The sequence below is a fragment of the Rhizobium sp. WYCCWR 11128 genome (assembly GCF_013416305.1).
Lineage (GTDB): Bacteria > Pseudomonadota > Alphaproteobacteria > Rhizobiales > Rhizobiaceae > Rhizobium > Rhizobium indicum.
The window spans coordinates 1-16,706 of the sequence record NZ_JACCEZ010000015.1; the positions used below are offsets into that span (position 1 = coordinate 1).

General features: G+C 61.9%; 15 protein-coding genes. 5 read left to right on the forward strand and 10 right to left on the reverse strand.

All coding sequences use genetic code 11. The annotated features are described in order from the left end of the window. Window positions 1-2,604: 2,604 nt before the first annotated feature. The gene (locus HX898_RS29810; RefSeq protein ID WP_180196510.1) at window positions 2,605-3,684 is read left to right on the forward strand and encodes a YihY/virulence factor BrkB family protein; all 1,080 of its coding nucleotides are present in this window, start codon (window positions 2,605-2,607) and stop codon (window positions 3,682-3,684) included. 73 nt (window positions 3,685-3,757) lie between these two features. Continuing rightward, window positions 3,758-5,041, forward strand: coding sequence for a cystathionine gamma-synthase family protein (locus HX898_RS29815; protein ID WP_180196582.1), 1,284 nt, complete (start codon window positions 3,758-3,760; stop codon window positions 5,039-5,041). A gap of 44 nt (window positions 5,042-5,085) precedes the next feature. On the opposite strand, the gene HX898_RS29820 is transcribed toward HX898_RS29815, so the two are convergent. After that, entirely contained in the window at window positions 5,086-5,499 is a 414-nt protein-coding gene (locus tag HX898_RS29820) for a cupin domain-containing protein (RefSeq protein WP_180196511.1), read from the reverse strand. Window positions 5,500-5,545: 46 nt separating this feature from the next. Then, window positions 5,546-6,310 (reverse strand): SDR family oxidoreductase, encoded by a 765-nt coding sequence (locus tag HX898_RS29825; RefSeq protein ID WP_180196512.1) that lies wholly within the window; start codon window positions 6,308-6,310, stop codon window positions 5,546-5,548. A gap of 387 nt (window positions 6,311-6,697) precedes the next feature. Here HX898_RS29825 and HX898_RS29830 point away from each other — a divergent pair, with 387 nt between their 5' ends. Further along, window positions 6,698-7,156 carry a carboxymuconolactone decarboxylase family protein gene (locus tag HX898_RS29830; RefSeq protein WP_180196513.1) on the forward strand — a complete coding sequence of 153 codons (459 nt, stop codon included), beginning with the start codon at window positions 6,698-6,700 and terminating at the stop codon, window positions 7,154-7,156. Window positions 7,157-7,176: 20 nt separating this feature from the next. Here HX898_RS29830 and HX898_RS29835 read toward each other — a convergent pair whose 3' ends face one another. From HX898_RS29835 to HX898_RS29845, 3 genes are read right to left on the reverse strand one after another with little or no spacing between them, the layout of a single operon-like run. Then, complete coding sequence (locus HX898_RS29835) at window positions 7,177-8,382, reverse strand: thiolase family protein (protein ID WP_180196514.1); 1,206 nt, start codon at window positions 8,380-8,382, stop codon at window positions 7,177-7,179. Further along, entirely contained in the window at window positions 8,360-9,889 is a 1,530-nt protein-coding gene (locus tag HX898_RS29840; protein WP_180196515.1) for an AMP-binding protein, read from the reverse strand. The genes HX898_RS29835 and HX898_RS29840 overlap by 23 nt, the downstream gene beginning before the upstream one ends. 29 nt (window positions 9,890-9,918) lie before the next feature. Next, window positions 9,919-10,335: a thioesterase family protein gene (locus tag HX898_RS29845; RefSeq protein WP_180196516.1), complete on the reverse strand. Its 417-nt coding sequence runs from the start codon at window positions 10,333-10,335 to the stop codon at window positions 9,919-9,921. A gap of 52 nt (window positions 10,336-10,387) precedes the next feature. On the opposite strand from HX898_RS29845, the gene HX898_RS29850 reads away from it, so the two are divergent. Then, window positions 10,388-11,362 carry a zinc-dependent alcohol dehydrogenase family protein gene (locus HX898_RS29850; RefSeq protein WP_180196517.1) on the forward strand — a complete coding sequence of 325 codons (975 nt, stop codon included), beginning with the start codon at window positions 10,388-10,390 and terminating at the stop codon, window positions 11,360-11,362. Window positions 11,363-11,375: 13 nt separating this feature from the next. Here the strand turns inward: HX898_RS29850 and HX898_RS29855 are convergent, their stop codons facing one another. Beyond that, the gene (locus HX898_RS29855; protein WP_180196518.1) at window positions 11,376-11,747 is read right to left on the reverse strand and encodes a helix-turn-helix domain-containing protein; all 372 of its coding nucleotides are present in this window, start codon (window positions 11,745-11,747) and stop codon (window positions 11,376-11,378) included. Between the two features lie 137 nt (window positions 11,748-11,884). Here HX898_RS29855 and HX898_RS29860 point away from each other — a divergent pair, with 137 nt between their 5' ends. Beyond that, window positions 11,885-12,352 carry a nuclear transport factor 2 family protein gene (locus tag HX898_RS29860; protein WP_180196519.1) on the forward strand — a complete coding sequence of 156 codons (468 nt, stop codon included), beginning with the start codon at window positions 11,885-11,887 and terminating at the stop codon, window positions 12,350-12,352. Between the two features lie 51 nt (window positions 12,353-12,403). On the opposite strand, the gene HX898_RS29865 is transcribed toward HX898_RS29860, so the two are convergent. The 4 genes from HX898_RS29865 to HX898_RS29880 all read right to left on the reverse strand — a co-directional run bounded on the left by HX898_RS29865 (window position 12,404) and on the right by HX898_RS29880 (window position 16,646). Beyond that, window positions 12,404-12,871, reverse strand: coding sequence for a response regulator (locus tag HX898_RS29865; protein WP_180196520.1), 468 nt, complete (start codon window positions 12,869-12,871; stop codon window positions 12,404-12,406). 69 nt (window positions 12,872-12,940) lie between these two features. Further along, window positions 12,941-14,863: an ATP-binding protein gene (locus HX898_RS29870; protein WP_180196521.1), complete on the reverse strand. Its 1,923-nt coding sequence runs from the start codon at window positions 14,861-14,863 to the stop codon at window positions 12,941-12,943. Further along, on the reverse strand, window positions 14,860-15,522 hold the full coding sequence (locus HX898_RS29875) for a response regulator transcription factor (protein ID WP_180196522.1): 663 nt from the start codon (window positions 15,520-15,522) through the stop codon (window positions 14,860-14,862). Before HX898_RS29875 ends, HX898_RS29870 begins: the two co-directional genes overlap by 4 nt. After that, window positions 15,519-16,646, reverse strand: a complete 1,128-nt coding sequence (locus tag HX898_RS29880) for a sensor histidine kinase (RefSeq protein ID WP_180196523.1) — start codon at window positions 16,644-16,646, stop codon at window positions 15,519-15,521. Before HX898_RS29880 ends, HX898_RS29875 begins: the two co-directional genes overlap by 4 nt. Window positions 16,647-16,706 lie beyond the last annotated feature (60 nt).

Consider the following 16,706-nt stretch of genomic DNA (forward strand, 5'->3'; position numbering starts at 1 on the left):
AGGTTTTCGTCAGGGCAGAGGCGATTGGCGAAGGGCATACCCCTTGGTACGTCCGAGCCGATCGCCTCTGATCCTGGCGGAAAGATGCCCGGCCCTTCGGGTTGGCTGAAACGGGCCGGCTGATCGACCGGCCGGCTTGGCCGTAGAACCGGGCTACGACACGCGCCGGCCGGTCGACCATCCGACTCCGTTTGAGCCAACAGAATGCTGCAATCTAACCCGGAAAGGCTCTAGGCGAGGGGTTGTCCGCGGACAACTTGCCGAGTAAAGGACCCGGCGGAGGGAGTTTCCCCGACCTTCAGCGGGCCGACCTGCCCACCACGAAATGATTGAAGTGGCACAGGAGATCGCGCGGCTGGTGCGCCAAGAGCCGGACGCGCGAATGGAGATTGCCTCAATGATCGACGACGATCCGCCTTGGACCTGGCTTGCCCAATCCTTCGCCCGAGCAAGAGCATGGCCTTGCTTATCTCCACCTGACTGACGGCCGAGTTGGCCGAGATGTCGAACAAGGCGATCGCCGAGCCGACCGATCGGACGCCGATGACCAACGACGGCGACAGCATCCAACCATCCGCCCCAGCACATGCGGATGCTGCCGTCAGCTTTCAGCCATCCGCTGCACCATTCGAGACTTCGTCCTCTGGCCTGCAAAGCTCAGGAAGGAGGATCAACAGGCATAGCTTGGACGGCCGAACCGATCGATGCACCGCGAACTGACAGACTGCTGGAGTCGCCGCCCTCACCTGCCGCCCTCTCTCCAGCCTTTGCCTGAGACGCGCCGCAGGAGCCTCGAAGCACCGAGCCGCACGCTTACCGATCTGGCCGGACCGAAGCATTGCCGTTAGCCAATGCCGAGCGACAGGCGGTCTCTATTGCCACCTCATCAAGGAGGCGCAAGAGCGGCGAGGATGACCCCGCCGCGGCGTCCCACCGACCTTGCCGCGGATCCCTTTCGGTGAGCGAAGCCGCAGCGTCGGCAGCCTCGCAGCCTCTTCGAACGGGCGGCGCTCTGCTCCTCTTAGACGGGAGCAGGTTCTCGGCATTGCGAAACTGCCGGCAGACCCGGCGGGACTCTTGGAGCCGAATACGCCGCGCCTGTTCGGCAAGACGCATGAAAGCGCGACTCTACGATACTAGGTAGAGCCATCGAGGCGGCCCTAATACCGCAAATCAGTACGGCGATATCAGGGATATTTTCCCGGCGCGAACCCAGTTGCTGCGGAGATCAGTTCATGCGCAAACGATCTGGCGACTACCACGTTGATGATCCGGTTGTCCGCGGACAACGGCATGAGCAGGCAACGTTCGGCCTTGCAGCTAGGGTTTGCGGATTCGCCTGGGAAAGGGCGCAGGGTCGGTTGCCCATCCGGCATAAAGCCGGCTTCTGTGTAGTAGTCAGCCGACAGTACGGCTGCCTCGCTATCATCCGGTGCTACATAAGACCGAGCGGAGGGATCTCGCGGAAGGGGAGGGGACGCCCTTCGATCTTGGAGGATCGCCAGTTCACGGCCGAATTCTTCCGGCGCATCCGCCCGTTGCGAAAGGGCGGTCGCTGACATCGATCGGCGGGCCGTCAGCGCACCTGACGCAGCGACGAATACCGCCGATCTGCTTGCAGCAGCGAGCCGCGCATGGGGAACGGCAGCGTCGGGTCCGCTTTGTCCTGAGATTGCCGGCCGCAGTACCATGAACGCACCATCATGTCAGACAGGCCGCGCCCGTCATCAATGCACGTTATTTGATGACGTGCAGCCCTCGCTGTCAGCCAGTGTAGAAGACCTGCGTTCATCCCGGCCGATATGTCGGCAGATGTTCCTGCGCCTTGTGAACGGGATGCCGAGCAGCGCTTGCGGTGGCCGCCGGGGGGGGCCTATGGCAAAATAACGCCGGGCTACGAACTGGCGCCGACGTTCGGAGCGGCGCGCGTCGTATGCCCACCTCCTCGCCGCGCGGCTGGCTACGCGTGGCCATTTGATCGATCGCGGCGCGTTCTGCCGATTGCCGCCCGCTATCAAGCAAACCACCGAGGCCATTGAGATCGCGTCCGCGGGCAGGGCAGTGGCTCGGTCTCAACGACGCTTGGCATAAGGCGCGCTGAGCGGAAGCAATCCGCTCGCAGGGGCAAATCCGGTATTTGCCGGTTGATAACGCAAACGGCTATTGCAGGCCATTGTCACCGGCGCTATTGTTTTTGCGGGCTTGCTGCACAGCGCGTGCAGGTGCGGGTCGCCGACAGGCGCCGGTATCGGATGGCGGCAGGTGGAATTCAGGTCCAAGTCGCGCTTTCGATATGAGCCGCGCACCAATCTACCGCTTCGCGGCTGCCAAGCCGCCCCATCGGTAGACCTGTTGAAAAAACTCCCACCACAGCGGTAACGAAACTAAAGCCTGAATTTGCTTCCGTAGCAGGATATGACTGCAGCGATATCAATAACTTATGAGCTAGGCAGCTACGCGTCTCAATCCTCCCAATCCCTGCTTCCTGACCCAATTAGGGAAATGGACGATCTCGGTCCTGCATCAAATGTCCGCAGGAAAGCAACGGCTTGCATCCTTTAGCGGCACCCTGCGTTATCTCCGCACGAGACCGGAGACCAGCTCATGCCTGATGTGCTTCACCTCAAGAGATTCTCCATTGCGGCGACAATGATGGCCACAGCGATTGGCGCACTTGTGTTGATGCAGGCGACTGAGCGCAGGTCGGTCGCTCGCTCTGGGGATACCGGCCGCGCACCTGACGATCATGGCCGCAGCGCCAGCGTGCCCGAGGCTATCCCTTTCAGCGGCCTTCGCGACGTGTTCTGGCGCGTCTTCCACGAGGTCCTCGCCGACCGGGTCACTTTGATTGCCGCGGGTGTGACGTTTTATCTGCTGCTGGCACTCTTCCCAGCCATGGCGGCTTTGGTGTCACTTTACGGGCTGGTTGCAGATCCGGCCACCATATCCGAACATCTTCGCGAATTGGCCGGCCTCATGCCATCAGGAGCGTTCGATCTTCTTGCCAATCAGATCAAGGAGCTCGTCGATCGGCGCGACGCGACGCTCGGCATCACCTTCTTCGTCGGCCTCGGCATCGCCCTCTGGAGCACGCATAGCGGCACTCTGGCGATCTTCGACGCGATGAACGTCGCCTATGAGGAGGAAGAGAAGCGGGGGCTTGTCCGGTTGAACCTGATCGGCCTCTGCTTCACCTTGTGCGCGATGCTTTTGACGGTTGTCATGGTGGCACTCGTCGGGGTCATGCCGGTTGTTCTCTCCTATCTCTGGCTCGATCAATTCAAGGAGCACATGGCCCTTCTCCTGCGATGGCCGCTGCTTCTGCTGGTCGTCGCAGTGGCCGTTACATCGGTCTACCGCTTCGGCCCCAGCCGCGAGCCTGCCAAGCTGCGGTGGATGACGTGGGGCGCGGTTCTGACCACGATCGCCTGGGCCGCCATGTCCCTCGGATTTTCTTTCTATCTGGACCATTTCGCCAATTACAACGCGACATACGGAACGCTCGGCGCGCTGATCGGCTTTCTCATCTGGATCTGGCTTTCCGTCGTCATTCTGATCGTCGGAGGAGAACTCAACGCCGAACTGGAGCATCAGACCGCGAAGGACACGACGACGGGAACGCCGCTGCCGATGGGGTCGCGCGGGGCCTATGTCGCCGACACTCTGGGCAAGACCATCAGCTGACCGCGATGATTGCTTCTCTCATATGGTTTTGATGTATTCTGCCATTTCTGCAGTCCCGACACAGGAGACGATGATGACCGCCCCGCATCCTTCCAAAACTCATATCGGCAATCATGCGCTGCATCCCGAAACACAGATGCTAAATTACGGCTACGATCCCGAACTCTCGGAAGGGGCGGTCAAGCCTCCGGTGTTCCTGACCTCCACCTTCGTTTTCAAGACGGCCGAGGATGGCCGCGACTTCTTCGATTATGTGTCGGGCCGCCTCGAGCCGCCTGAAGGGAAGGGGGCCGGCCTCGTCTATTCGCGCTTCAACCATCCAAACAGCGAGATCGTCGAGGACAGGCTCGCCGTCTACGAACGGACGGAAAGCGGCGTGCTGTTTTCATCCGGCATGTCGGCGATCGCCACCACCTTGCTTGCCTTCGTCCGGCCGGGCGATGCGATCCTGCATTCGCAGCCGCTCTACGGGGGAACGGAAACGTTGCTGGCGAAGACCTTCCTGAACCTCGGCGCCGCCGCCGTCGGCTTTGCTGACGGCGTCAGCGAAGCATCGGTGCAGAAGGCGGCTGACGAGGCGATGGCCAAGGGCCGCGTTTCCGTCATCCTGATCGAGACGCCGGCCAACCCGACCAACAGTCTGGTCGATATCGCAATGATCCGACGCGTGGCCGACGCGATCGGTGCAAGGCAGGGTCATATGCCGATCATCGTCTGCGACAACACCCTGCTCGGACCGGTCTTCCAGCGGCCGATCGAGCACGGCGCCGATATCTCGCTCTATTCGCTGACGAAATATGTCGGTGGACATTCGGATCTGATCGCCGGCGCCGTTCTTGGTCGCAAGGCGGTGACCAAGCAGATCAAGGCCCTGCGCGGCGCGATCGGCACCCAACTCGATCCACATTCCTGCTGGATGCTCGGTCGTTCGCTGGAAACGCTGCAGCTGCGCATGGAGCGGGCAAACAGCAATGCGCAGGCCGTCGCCGACTATCTGCGCGATCACCCGAAGGTCGAGAAGGTCCACTACCTGCCCTACCATGATCCGAAATCGCCGGCCGGCCGGACCTTCATAGCCCAATGCACGGGCGCTGGCTCCACCTTCTCGTTCGACATCCGCGGCGGTCAGCCAGCCTCGTTCAAATTCCTGAACGCGCTCCAGATCTTCAAGCTTGCGGTCAGCCTCGGCGGCACGGAATCGCTTGCGAGCCATCCGGCCGCCATGACGCATTCCGGCGTGCCCGCCGATGTCCGCCAGCGCATCGGCGTTCTGGAATCGACGATCCGTCTTTCGATCGGCATCGAGCATCCGGACGATCTGATCGCCGACCTGGAACTGGCGCTGCAGGCTGCGTGACCCGGGGAAACGATGCCCGGCGGCGCCGGGCATCGAGCAGCACTTTACTTGTCGTCGATCGTCAGTTCCGTCTCGTCCGTGTCCAGCACAAAGACCGCAAGCAGGCGCGCCGGCTTGGTGTCGCTGGCGTTTGCGCTGACGCTGTGGTGATCGCCGGGAAATTCGGCGAAGCTTTCTCCGGCTTTATACGTCTTCACCGGGCCGTCGTTCACCGCGCTGCGGATCGCCCCTTCGAGAACGGTGGCGTAGATGAAGGCCGAATTCGGATGGGTGTGGCCGGGCGACATGCCGCCGGGCTCATATTCCACCATCACAGCCTTCATGCTCTTGCCGGGAACATTGGGAAGCTTCTGGTCGAAAACGACGCTTACCTTCGCTTTCCCACCTCCGGCGTGAGCCTGAGTGCCGGCAGCAAGGACAACGCCGAAGGCCGCTGCTGAAATCATTTTCCTGAGCATGTGTAGTCTCCTTTGATAGAATGGGTCCACAGGTGCAGCCTCGCTGTCAGGCGCTCTTTTTCTGCGGCGGCTGCCGGCTGAGCCAGTCGTCGAAGCGGATCCGGCCGAGCCGCGCCTTGGGGCCGGTCACGAGGGAATTGTCCTCGAGTTCGACGCCGAAATAGCGGGCATGCGGATCGGCGACCACCTGACGCGGATCGTTCGTCGCCTTGAAGAGACGCGTTACGATTTCAGTGAGGCGGATTTTTTCCGGCCCGCCGATTTCGATCGTGCCGTTGACAGGCGGGGCGAGCGCCACCTCGGCCATGACGTCGGCGACGTCGTCCGAGGCGATCGGCTGCAGATAGGCCGGCGACAGATGCGCCGTCTGGCCGACCGTGTTCGACTGAGCGATGCCGGCCATGAATTCATGAAACTGGGTGGAATGCACGATGGTATAGGGTATGCCGGAACTCTTGATCAGCTCTTCCTGGGCCATCTTGGCGCGCATGTAGCCACTGCCCTGCAGTCGCTCCATGCCAACGATCGACAGGGCGATGTGATGCTTCACGCCGGCGGCAGCCCCTGCCTTGAGCAGATTGCGGCCCGACGTCTGGAAGAATTCCAGGACGGCCTTGTCCTCGAACGAGGGCGAGTTTGCGAGATCGAGCACGACCTGCGCGCCGGCGAGCGCTTCTGCCAGACCTTTGCCGGTGATCGTGTCCACACCCGAGTTCGGCGAAGCCGCCAACACCTCGTGCCCCTTGTTGCGCAATCTTTCCACGGTCTTTGAGCCGATGAGGCCAGTGCCGCCGATAACGACGATTTTCATGGGTAGTCTCCTTGTCCTTTACGAGGATGTCCTCTGGTGACCCTGAAGGTGAGCAGGCAACTGCTCGGCGTGGCGAAACCGCGTCCTTTATTAGCGAAGCGACTTCATCGGGACCGTCGCCGGTGCGGCCGGTTGAAACCGATGAGCAGGAGAATGCGCCGGATCGCGGTGCCAAACTATTCTCCCTCGGTCGCTGTCACCCTATGCGAACGCAGTAGGAAAGCTGGCTCTGCGGTCGAGGAATCCGGCCAAAATGGCGAAACATCACGTCGACAGGCATCGGCCTAGTCTACCGTTGGGGCAGATAGTCGATCTGGAAGGCAAGGCGTATTCACTGGCCTGCAAGCCGAGGCTTGCGTCATCAATCCTCTCACGGTGGAGATAAGAATGATCAAGCGTCTGAACTTCATGGCCCATAAGAACAGCGGCATCGACGGCCTCGTGGCCGTTGAAGGCTGGATTGCCAAAAGCTTCGATCCGAAGTTGCTCGAACTTGTCAAAGTGCGCGTTTCCCAGGTGAACGGATGCGCTCACTGCCTGCACATGCACCGCCAGGACGCGCTGAAGCTCGGCGAAACGGATGACCGGCTGCTGCTTCTGAACGCGTGGCGGGAGTCGCAGCTCTTCACCACTCGGGAGCGGGCCGCACTCGCCTGGGCCGAGGCTCTCACTCAGATCGCGAAAAGCCATGCGCCGGATGATGTTTATGAAGAGGCGCACGCCAACTTCTCGGATGACGAGCTCGTGGCGCTTTCGATCGGCATTGCTATGATCAACGCTTGGAACAGGCTGGCGATCGGCTTCCGGCTTCAGCAACCGGCCGATCACAAACGCGCCGCCGCCTGACGGGCTGCACCTTCGCCGGGTCAGGAAAGCTTGGCAGCCTCGAACATGGCGCTCAGCCCGATGCCTCCGCCGATGCCGATCATGGCCAAGGCAGTCGCACCCGGCGCCCAGCCTTCCCCGGTGTCGCGGATCAGTTGGCTGTACAGCCGGGTCACGAGGATTGCGCCGGAGGCTCCGAATGGATGGCCGAGCGCAATGGCTCCGCCGTCCTTATTGATCGCGTCGGCAGGGATAGCGAGCTGGTCCAGCGATGCCAGAACCTGGGCCGCGAAAGCCTCGTTGAATTCGATGGCATCGATGTCTAAGAGCGAGAGCCCGGGCTGACGCTGCAATAGCTTTCTGGTCGAGGCGACCGGGCCGATGCCGAGCAGGTTGGGATCCACACCGGCAGCGGCGCTGTCGATGAAGGCAAGGCCCTTTTCGATACCGATACTTCTCGCCATTGCGCGGCTCATGACCAGCACCAGGCAGGCGCCGTCGTTCAGCGGGCAAGCGTTACCGGCTGTCACCGAACCATCGGCCAGGAAGACCGGCCGGAGGTTTGCGAGCGCCTCAAGAGATGTGGACGGGCGCGGGCACTCGTCCCGTTCGATCAGACCGTGGCCGGTGGAAATGTCAACGACCTCGGGCCGAAAGATCCCCGCCTCCGCCGCCGCTACGGCGAGCCTATGGCTGCGCAGGGCGAATTCATCCTGTCTCTGCCGCGATATGCCGAATTGACGGGCGACGTTTTCGGCGGCAATTCCCATTTCCGGATCGCCGATCGCTTCAGGCGAAAACCGGGCGCGCCCGTAAAATCGCGGCGGCATCCCATTCGCCTTTGGTCTTTCTACGCGCCATGGCGCGGTGCTGACGCTCTCGACGCCACCGGCGAGAAAGCACGAACCGGCTTTCGCCTGGATCAGCCGGGCCGCCATGATGATCGCTTCCAGGCCAGAGCCGCATTGCCGGTCGATCGAAACACCCGGAACCGCCATGGGCAGACCTGCGGTCAGCGCTGCCAGCCTCGCGATGTTTCCGCCGCCGCCGGCGGCGTTGCCCACCAGCACATCATCGATGTTTTCCGGCGCAATTCCCGTTTCGGAAACAATGCGACGGATGATCGGCGCAAGCAGATCTTCCGCCGCGACAGTAGCAAGCGATCCGAACGCCCGGCCGATCGGCGACCGGTAGGCGGCAACCACGACCGGCTGCCAATCCTCCTCAGGCTGATAGGCGTAGGACAAGATCGTCTCCTGAGATCACCGATGTCTCCACTTGCCCCCTCGAGATCTTGCCGCTGCTCGTCATCGGCCAGGACCTTATATGGTAGAATTGCTTGGGGATCTTGTACTTCCCGAGCATCTGCGCGCAATGATCGGCCAGGATTTTCGGGTCCATCGTCTCTCCCGAGACGACGGCGACGATCCGCTGACCGAAATAGGCGTCCGGCAGCCCGAAGACAACGGCATCCTCTATGCCGGGGCAGGCCTTGAGCGCACTCTCGACTTCGGCGGGATAAACGTTGTTGCCGCCCGATATCATCATGCCGCCCGCCCTGCCGATCACCCGCAGCATACCATCGGCATCGAGTTCGCCGAGATCCCCGACCGTCGCCCCGGCTTTTGTGACCCGGAAGGCCTGACCGTCGTCGCCCCAAAGATATCCATCCGCGATCAGGTCGCTGTCGACGAATATAGTTCCCGCCACATCGGTCCCGACGTCGTTTTCATCGGGATCGCGAATGGAAATTCCCACGCCGGGATAGGCTTGTCCTACCCGGTCGATCGGAAAATCGATCTCGCTCCCGACAAGGGTCGAGACGGTCATGAATCCAATCTCGGATGCGCCGTAATATTCCCGGATGCGCGCCTTCGGAAAAAGGCGACGCATGGACTCGACCCCGTTCCTGTCAAGCTTTGCGCCGGCGGTGAGGACGTCGCGCAGGGAGGTCAGAGCAGGTTGGCCTGCCCACGCCCTTGCAATGCCGGCTATATGGGTGGGTACGGCAACCAGCCGTTCGACTTGCCGGGAGGAGAGCGTGCGTGCCACCACGCCAGGATCCCATTTCCTGATCGAATGAAAGGTTGCCCCGGCATCGAAAGCTTCGACCAATGCATAAAGCGCCAGGCCATGCGCGAGCGCTCCCGGGCACATTGTCGAGGGCGCGTCTTCGAGTTCGAAAACAACGCGTCCGCGATCGAGGCTCCGGCGCCATTGTTCGCGCGAGCGATAATAGGCTTTCGGTTCGGCGGTGGTCCCCGAGGTGAAACCGATCAGAAAGATCTTGTCGGTATCGGCCGGCAGCTCGGCTTCACCTTCCGCCGCGGCAAGGTCGAAGGCCTCGGCTCCGGCAGCGACAACGGGAATGCCGAGTCTTCGGGCAATTTCAGCACTCGGCCCGGCATCGTCGTCGACAATCAGAACGTCAGGCGCCAGGCGCTCGATTATGCGTTCGATCCTTTCCGCCGGCATCATCGGGTCGATGACCGCGCAGGCATTCGGGAAAGCGGTGGCCGCCGCAAAATACTCGGCAAAGCCGATATGGTTGCCAAGACTGAGAGCGGCAAGCTTCTCCACACCGGGCAGATCGAGCGTGCGGCGATTCGAGCGAGGGAGATCTTGGAGAAACCGATAAATTGCCTTGGCGCGCACATAGAGCTCGCCATAGCTGAGCGAGTGCCCATCGATCACCAGCGCCGGCTTGTCCGGTGTTTCCGTTGCATGTCGAAGAAGCTGCGCATGGATCGGCATGGACACCCGCTGGTTTGAACGATCGGCAATCAGCCTGGAGACAGAGCGGCTCTGGTCGCTTCGGGAATCGGCGTCGGGCGGCTGTCGGAGAGGCCGACGCAGACCCAGACGAAATGCGCCGATGCACAATGAGCGCCATCGCGCTGGCGAAAGAGCTCTATGGCAAAGGACAGGCTCGTGCGCCCGATTTTCTCCACGTCCACCTTTGCCTCGATAACATCGTCAAGATCGATCGGGCTGTGATAGGTGATCTCCGCCTTCTTCACGTGATAGGCAACGCCGGAGGAGGTGTGACGGAAATGGCTGAGAATTTGCCGTTGCCGCAGAAACTCAACGACCGCATCCTCGCAATAATCGAGATAACGGGAGTTGTGGACATGACCATAGATGTCGATGTCTCGCATCGAGACCCGGAACGATGCTAAAGGCCTGTCGTCAACGCTCATTCGATCACCGAAATTCGACGGGGTGATCTAACCGCAGTGTGTGGGGGATGCAATGCAATATCAGGCGGTCGTGCGAAAATTCGGCCCGGCTCAGGATGTCGTCGAGCTCGAGCAGGCCGCACTGCCGCCGCTGCGGCGCGACGAGGTGAGAGTGCGCCTGCTGGCGCGGGCGATCAATCCGTCCGATATCATCACCATATCGGGAGCCTATAGCGGACGCACGACATTGCCTTTCATTCCCGGCTTCGAAGCGTTCGGCGTGGTCGAACAGTGCGGTGAAGAGGTTCATGGGCTTCCCCCCGGGGCACGCGTGCTGCCGGTGCGCAGCGCCCGCGGGTGGCAGGAATTCAAGGATACCGATCCCGGCTGGTGCCTGCGTGTTCCTGACGAGCTCACCGACTTCGAAGCTGCGACGAGCTACGTCAATCCGATGACGGCCTGGTTGATGCTGCATGCCAAGATCGGGCTGAGGCCGGGCATGCGCATCGCCATCAATGCCGCCGCCTCTTCGATCGGAGCGATATTGATCGGTCTCACCAACGCGGCAGGCGTGGAGCCGGTCGCCATCGTCCGCAGCGAGGCATCACTTGAGCGCCTGCGCGGCCGGGTCGAGGCTGTCATCATCGATAGGGAAGAAAGCGAAAGCGATCTGGTCGCCGGGCTCACCGGCCGGCATGGGCTCGACGCTGTGCTTGACTGCGTCGGAGGAGCGCGCGCCGCAGTCCTCGCCGATGCGCTGCGGCCGGGCGGACGCTTCGTGCATTACGGTCTGCTCTCGGGGCAGAGCATCCCGAATTCATTCTGGGCGTCCCATCCCGATATCGCCTTTTCCTATTTTCACCTCCGGGAATGGGTTCATTCGCAGGCCACGGGGGATGTCCAACGGGCCTATTCCGAGGTCGCGGCGCACATCGTTTCGAAGGTCATCGCGACCGAGGTGCGGGAGGTATTCCCCTTGGAAAATGTCCGGCAAGCCCTGCTGTCCGCGCTTCCCTTCCGAACGGGGGGCAAGGTGCTCTTGGCCTGACAGGGTTTCGCCGCTAGGCGTTTTCGTGCCGTTGCCGCGCGATGGTGATTGCCGCATGGTTCTGCTCGGCCCATCCGATCAAGGTTTTCATGGGGATGAGGAAGGATTGCCCCAGATCCGTCAGCTCATATTCCACCCGAGGCGGAACCTCCGGATAGACGGTGCGCCGCACGAAGCCGTCCTGCTCCAGATGCTTCAACGTCTTGGACAGCATCTGCTTCGAGATGTCACCGATCTCGCGCATCAGCTCGTTGAAGCGTTTCTTTCCGTCTTCCAGTGCCTCGAGGGTGAGCAGGCTCCATTGATCGCCGATACGATCGAGCACGCCTCTGATCGGGCATCCCGCCCCAGGCTGTTGTTTCGGATCGTCCATTTCCTTGGGCATGCTCCGTCCTCGGTCATCGTCGGCTGACCTTGCCACTAAAACCTGCCTTCTTGCTCGGCATGCCGCGGTTTCATAGACCAGCTCTCATAGTCTTCTTTCTAGACTAGATCGCGAATCCGTACCAAGGAGCTTGATGCATGACATTCGGGAAATCGCTTTTCGCACTCGTCATTTTGGCAGGTGTCGCCGCGCCGGCCGGGGCCTTTGCTGAATCGGCCTCGCGGGATTTGAAGATCGAGGACGCCAACCGGAAGCTGGTGGTGGAATTCTACGACAGGTTCTTCAACAAGCACGATATCGAGGCCGCCTCGGTCGTCGCTGACGATTACCGGCAGCACAATCCCCAAGTTCCCGACGGGAAGAAGCCTTTGATTTCCTTCTTCACCGGCTTCTTCAAGGACAATGCCCAATCGAAGGCCGAGATCGTCCGCAGCGCCGCCGATGGCGATCTGGTCTGGCTGCATGTGCATGCGACGAACGGCGCAGGCGACCTCGGCCAGGCGATCGTCGATATTTTCCGCGTCAAGGACGGCAAGATCGTCGAGCACTGGGACGTGATCCAGGCCGTTCCGAAAGAGGCGGCAAACAAGAACACCATGTTCTGAGTTGAGTGGGGCCGGCGTCCTGGCTGGCCCCCATTGTCGGCGCGATCCGCATCAATCAATTCGGGGACGCTCCGATTTCGGCGTTGTCAGCCCGTGTTTGGCAAGCTCCAGGGTCAGGATACGGGTTTCGAGAAGGTTGAAGATACGCAGGATGGCCTCGATCGCATCGAATGGTTTCGTTAGAAAATCTCTGGCGCCGAGCGAAAGTGCGCGCCTGCGCGTCGGCAAGGTCGCATCGGCAGTGAGCACCAGGATCGGCAGATAGCTGTTTTCAGGGATGAGCCTCGCAAAGGTCTCGAGCAGGGCGAAACCGTCCAGATCGTGCATCATCAGATCGAGAAGAACGAGATCGACAGGATGTTCGCGAAAGAGCCGCAAGGCCTCGCGCGGCTCGGTGGTGCTGATCAGCGCCGTAAAGCCTTCGCGCTTGAGGATACGCTCCAACAGCGAGACATTGGCGGGCTCGTCGTCGACGATCAGGATCGTCGATCGGCGCACGATATCGGTGGAATCTGTCATGGACCCAATATTTCGTTGAAGCGATGCCAAACTGATATCAAGCTGGGCGGCCAAATCAAAGGCGATGCCTTACGGCGGGCTTCCCATCGCAACCGGTCTTGCCTCTACCGCTGCAGGCGCGCGCGGCAGATCGACTTGGAACGTGGCGCCGCCTTTACGGTTGCTGAAGCCAAGTGTGCCGCCCATGGCTTCGATCAGATGTTTGGAGAGCGCGAGCCCGAGACCGGTTCCCTCCTGGCTGATCCGTTCCGCCCCCAGCCGATCGAACGGGGTGAATAGCCGGGAGACGCGTTCGGCCGGAATTCCGGGACCAGTATCGCTGACCTCGATGCGGATACGGCCGCCATCCATCGCGCGGTGGCTGACGGTTACACTTCCCTGGGGGCGATTGTATTTCACCGCATTGGAGAGGAGGTTGAGGAACACCTGCAGCAGACGCCGTCGGTCGGCGAGCACCGAAAGATCCGGCTCGACCGGCCCGACGACCTCGATCGTGATCTGCTGCTTGCCGCAGAGCGGTCTTGCAAGCGACACGGCTTCATCGATCACCTCGGCGACGGGCTGTGCTTCGACAGCGAGATCCATGTGCCCAGCCTCGATCCTCGCCATGTCGAGAACCTCGTCGATGAGGCTGAGCAAATGCCGGCCGGCCCTCAAGATCTGCGCAACGCTCTCCCTGGACTCGGTATCGGTGACGTCCATTTCCAGAAGCTGTGCGAAGCCGAGGACGGAATTCAGCGGCGTGCGCAGTTCGTGGCTCATGCGCGACAGAAATTCGCTCTTGGCGTTGCTCGCACGGATCGCATCCTCACGGGCGCCAAGCAGGGCTTCTTCGATTTGCTTGCGCTCGGTAATATCTCGCGTGATCTTGGAAAAGCCGCGCAACCAGCCCGTCTCGTTATGGAGTGCGGTCACGACGACGTGCGACCAGAATTGCGACCCGTCCTTGCGAACGCGCCAGCCTTCCGCTTCGGTGCGTCCGTGAAGGGCTGCTTCGGCAAGCTCTTCTGCCGGAAATGTGTCCCTGGTTTCCGTGGGATAGAAGCGGGAAAAATGCTGGCCGACGATCTCCTCGGCGCCATAACCGGTGATCCGCTCGGCGCCTGCATTCCAGCTTATCACCCGTCCTGAAGTATCGAGCCCGAAGATGCCGTAGTCGCTAACGCCTTCGACCAATTGCCGAAAGCGCTCCTCGCTCTCGGTCAGATCAGCCTCGCGCTTTTTCAGAAGCACGCTCGCATCTTCGAGCGCCTGTCCGAGGCTCCCGAGTTCATCGCGGAAGGGATCCGCCACCATCACGACCTCACCTTGCGCCAGCCGATGCGCCTCGGCTTTCAGCGCATGCACGCGACGCACGATGCTCGCCGAAAACAGGAAGACGGCGACGAGCGCGCCGGCAAACCCAAGGAAGCCGGCGGCGATCATCAGGCTTCGTGACAGCGTGCGAACCCGGTCGGCAGCCTCCGTCCTCGCGTGAAGCAGATCGGCCTCCCGCCGGCTCATCGCGTCGATTTCCTGTCTCAGCACATCGAGGACTTGCTTGCCCTCGATGAGCTTGGCCGCAAGATCCTCGCGTCCGCCGGCGCGCAGGATGTCGGCCTGTTTCAGGAGCTGGAGACGGTCGACTTTCGCGACGACGAGGGTGCGGATGCGTTCGAGGCGGCTCTTTTGCTCGTCATCCCGCAACCGGCGACCGACTTCATCGAGCACGACGGGCAGCCTGTCTTCGGCCCGGTTGAAGGGATCGAGAAAATCGGTTCTGCCGGTCAGCAGATAACCGCGCATCGCGGTGGCCGCTTCGGCGATCGAGGCATGGATCTCTTGAATGCCCGACTGGATCTCGAGCGTGACCCGCACCTGATCCTCGGCAATCCGGCTTTGCCGGTCGGCCACGAAGACGGAAGCGAGAGCCGCAAGCAGCAGCGCCAGCGGCACGGTGATGATGACGATGCCCTTCGCCCTCAGCGGCAGATCGGCGAAACGCAGGGTCATGGCTGTTCTTCGCTGGATGTTGCAACGAGCCCGCCGCGCACGGCCATGACTGCGGCCTGCGTCCGGTCGCCGGCGCCCAGCTTGCCGATGATGCGCTCGACGTGGATCTTCACGGTGCCGGGCGAGATTTTCAAGGTCCTGGCGATCTCCTTGTTTGTCAGACCCTCGGCCACCTTCGACAAGACTTCGCGCTCCCGGATGGTCAGCGTCTCCAGGGCGCTGCTGTTGGTCTGCGGCTTGGTGGCGGCGCGGCGCAACAGCTTGGCGACGAGCGAACCGTCGAAGAAGGCGTCGCCCTGAAGGACGCGGCGGATCGTGCGGAGAATGTCTTCCCGGCTGGCGTCCTTCAGCAGGTAGCCCGTGGCGCCTGCCTCGATCGCCGCTTCCAGATAATCGAGGCTGTCATGCATCGTGATGATCATGACGCGTGTTCCCGGCGACACGCGCCGGATCTCCCTCGTCGCGGCGAGGCCGTCCATGCGCGGCATGCGGATATCGAGGAGTGCCAGATCCGGCTTGTTGAGCGCTGAGGCATCCACCGCTTCGACGCCGTCGCGCACGTCCCAGCCGACATGGAAATCTTCCTGACCGCCGATCATGGCGATAAGACCGGCACGGGCGATGTCGTGATCGTCGGCGACAAGGATCGATGCCGTCATTCTGATGTCGTCTCCTGCGCAAGAGGGGCGGCGGCGCGGACATGCGTGCCGCCCGAAGACCCGGCCTCGATCTCGATCCGGCCGCCGAGCAGCGCCAGCCGTTCCCGCATGCCGACGATGCCAAGTTGCCCGCCCCGCATCTGAGGATGGCGCAACTCGCCGATGCCTTTGCCATCATCGATCACTTCGAGATGCGCTTCGCCCGCGTCATCCTCGAAGAGACGGACGACCAGCCGGCTCGCCTCGGCGTGCTTGATCACATTGGTGATCGCTTCCTGCGCGACACGATAGAAGATGATCCCCGTCGATGCCGGCCAGAGATCGGAGGCGGCATCGAGATCGGCGATCACTTCGAGACCGTCGATCGCATCGAGACGCGTGCGCAGGGCCGCGGCGACACCGAGATCATCGAGTTCGGGCGGGCGAAGATCGGCGATGGCCGCCCTGAGATCCGCAACGGAATGGCGCGCCAGTGCAGCGAGTTGGTCGATCTCGGGCTTCAGGACATGCGCCTCGCCGATGCGGGCCGCGAGGTCCTGCAGGCGATAGCTGAGGCCTGCAGCCAGCTGCGCCGAGCCGTCGTGAAGATCGAGCGCTACTCGCTGCCGCTCCTGCTCCTGCGCCTGGATCAGTTGCGCGACGAGGGCTGCGAGTTCGCTGCGCTGCCGTTCCAGATCGCCGAGAAGCGCCTGATTTTCCGCCGCCTGCCGATCAAGATTGTAAGCGTCGGCCAGTTGACCTGCCACCACCTCCAATGTCTGCCGATCGTCGGCGTCGATGGCGCGGCCTCTCGACGGACCGACCAGCGTGAGGTGGAAACCGGAGCCGTCCTGCGAGGTAAATAAGATGCTGTCGCTTCCCGGGCTCGTCGACTTGCCGACCATCAGCTGCACCGGCAGATCTCCCTGCAAGGATGGAAAAACGAGCTCGGCAAAGGCTGCTCCCGCGAAGTCGGCGAGCCGCGATAGAACCTCCAGGGCAGCCGTTTGGAAGGCCTGGGTGTCAAGCAGGTTTCGGGCCTCGATGATGAAGCGCAGCCGGGCCGCGCGCGCTTCCGCCGCCCGGTAAAGAGCCCTCAATTCCGCGACGTTCGGCGAATGCGTCGTGCCTGTATCGTGGTTCATGCCTGACGGGACTCCGAGATGAATGACGCGGGCACGATAGTCATTCCGGCAGGAATGTCA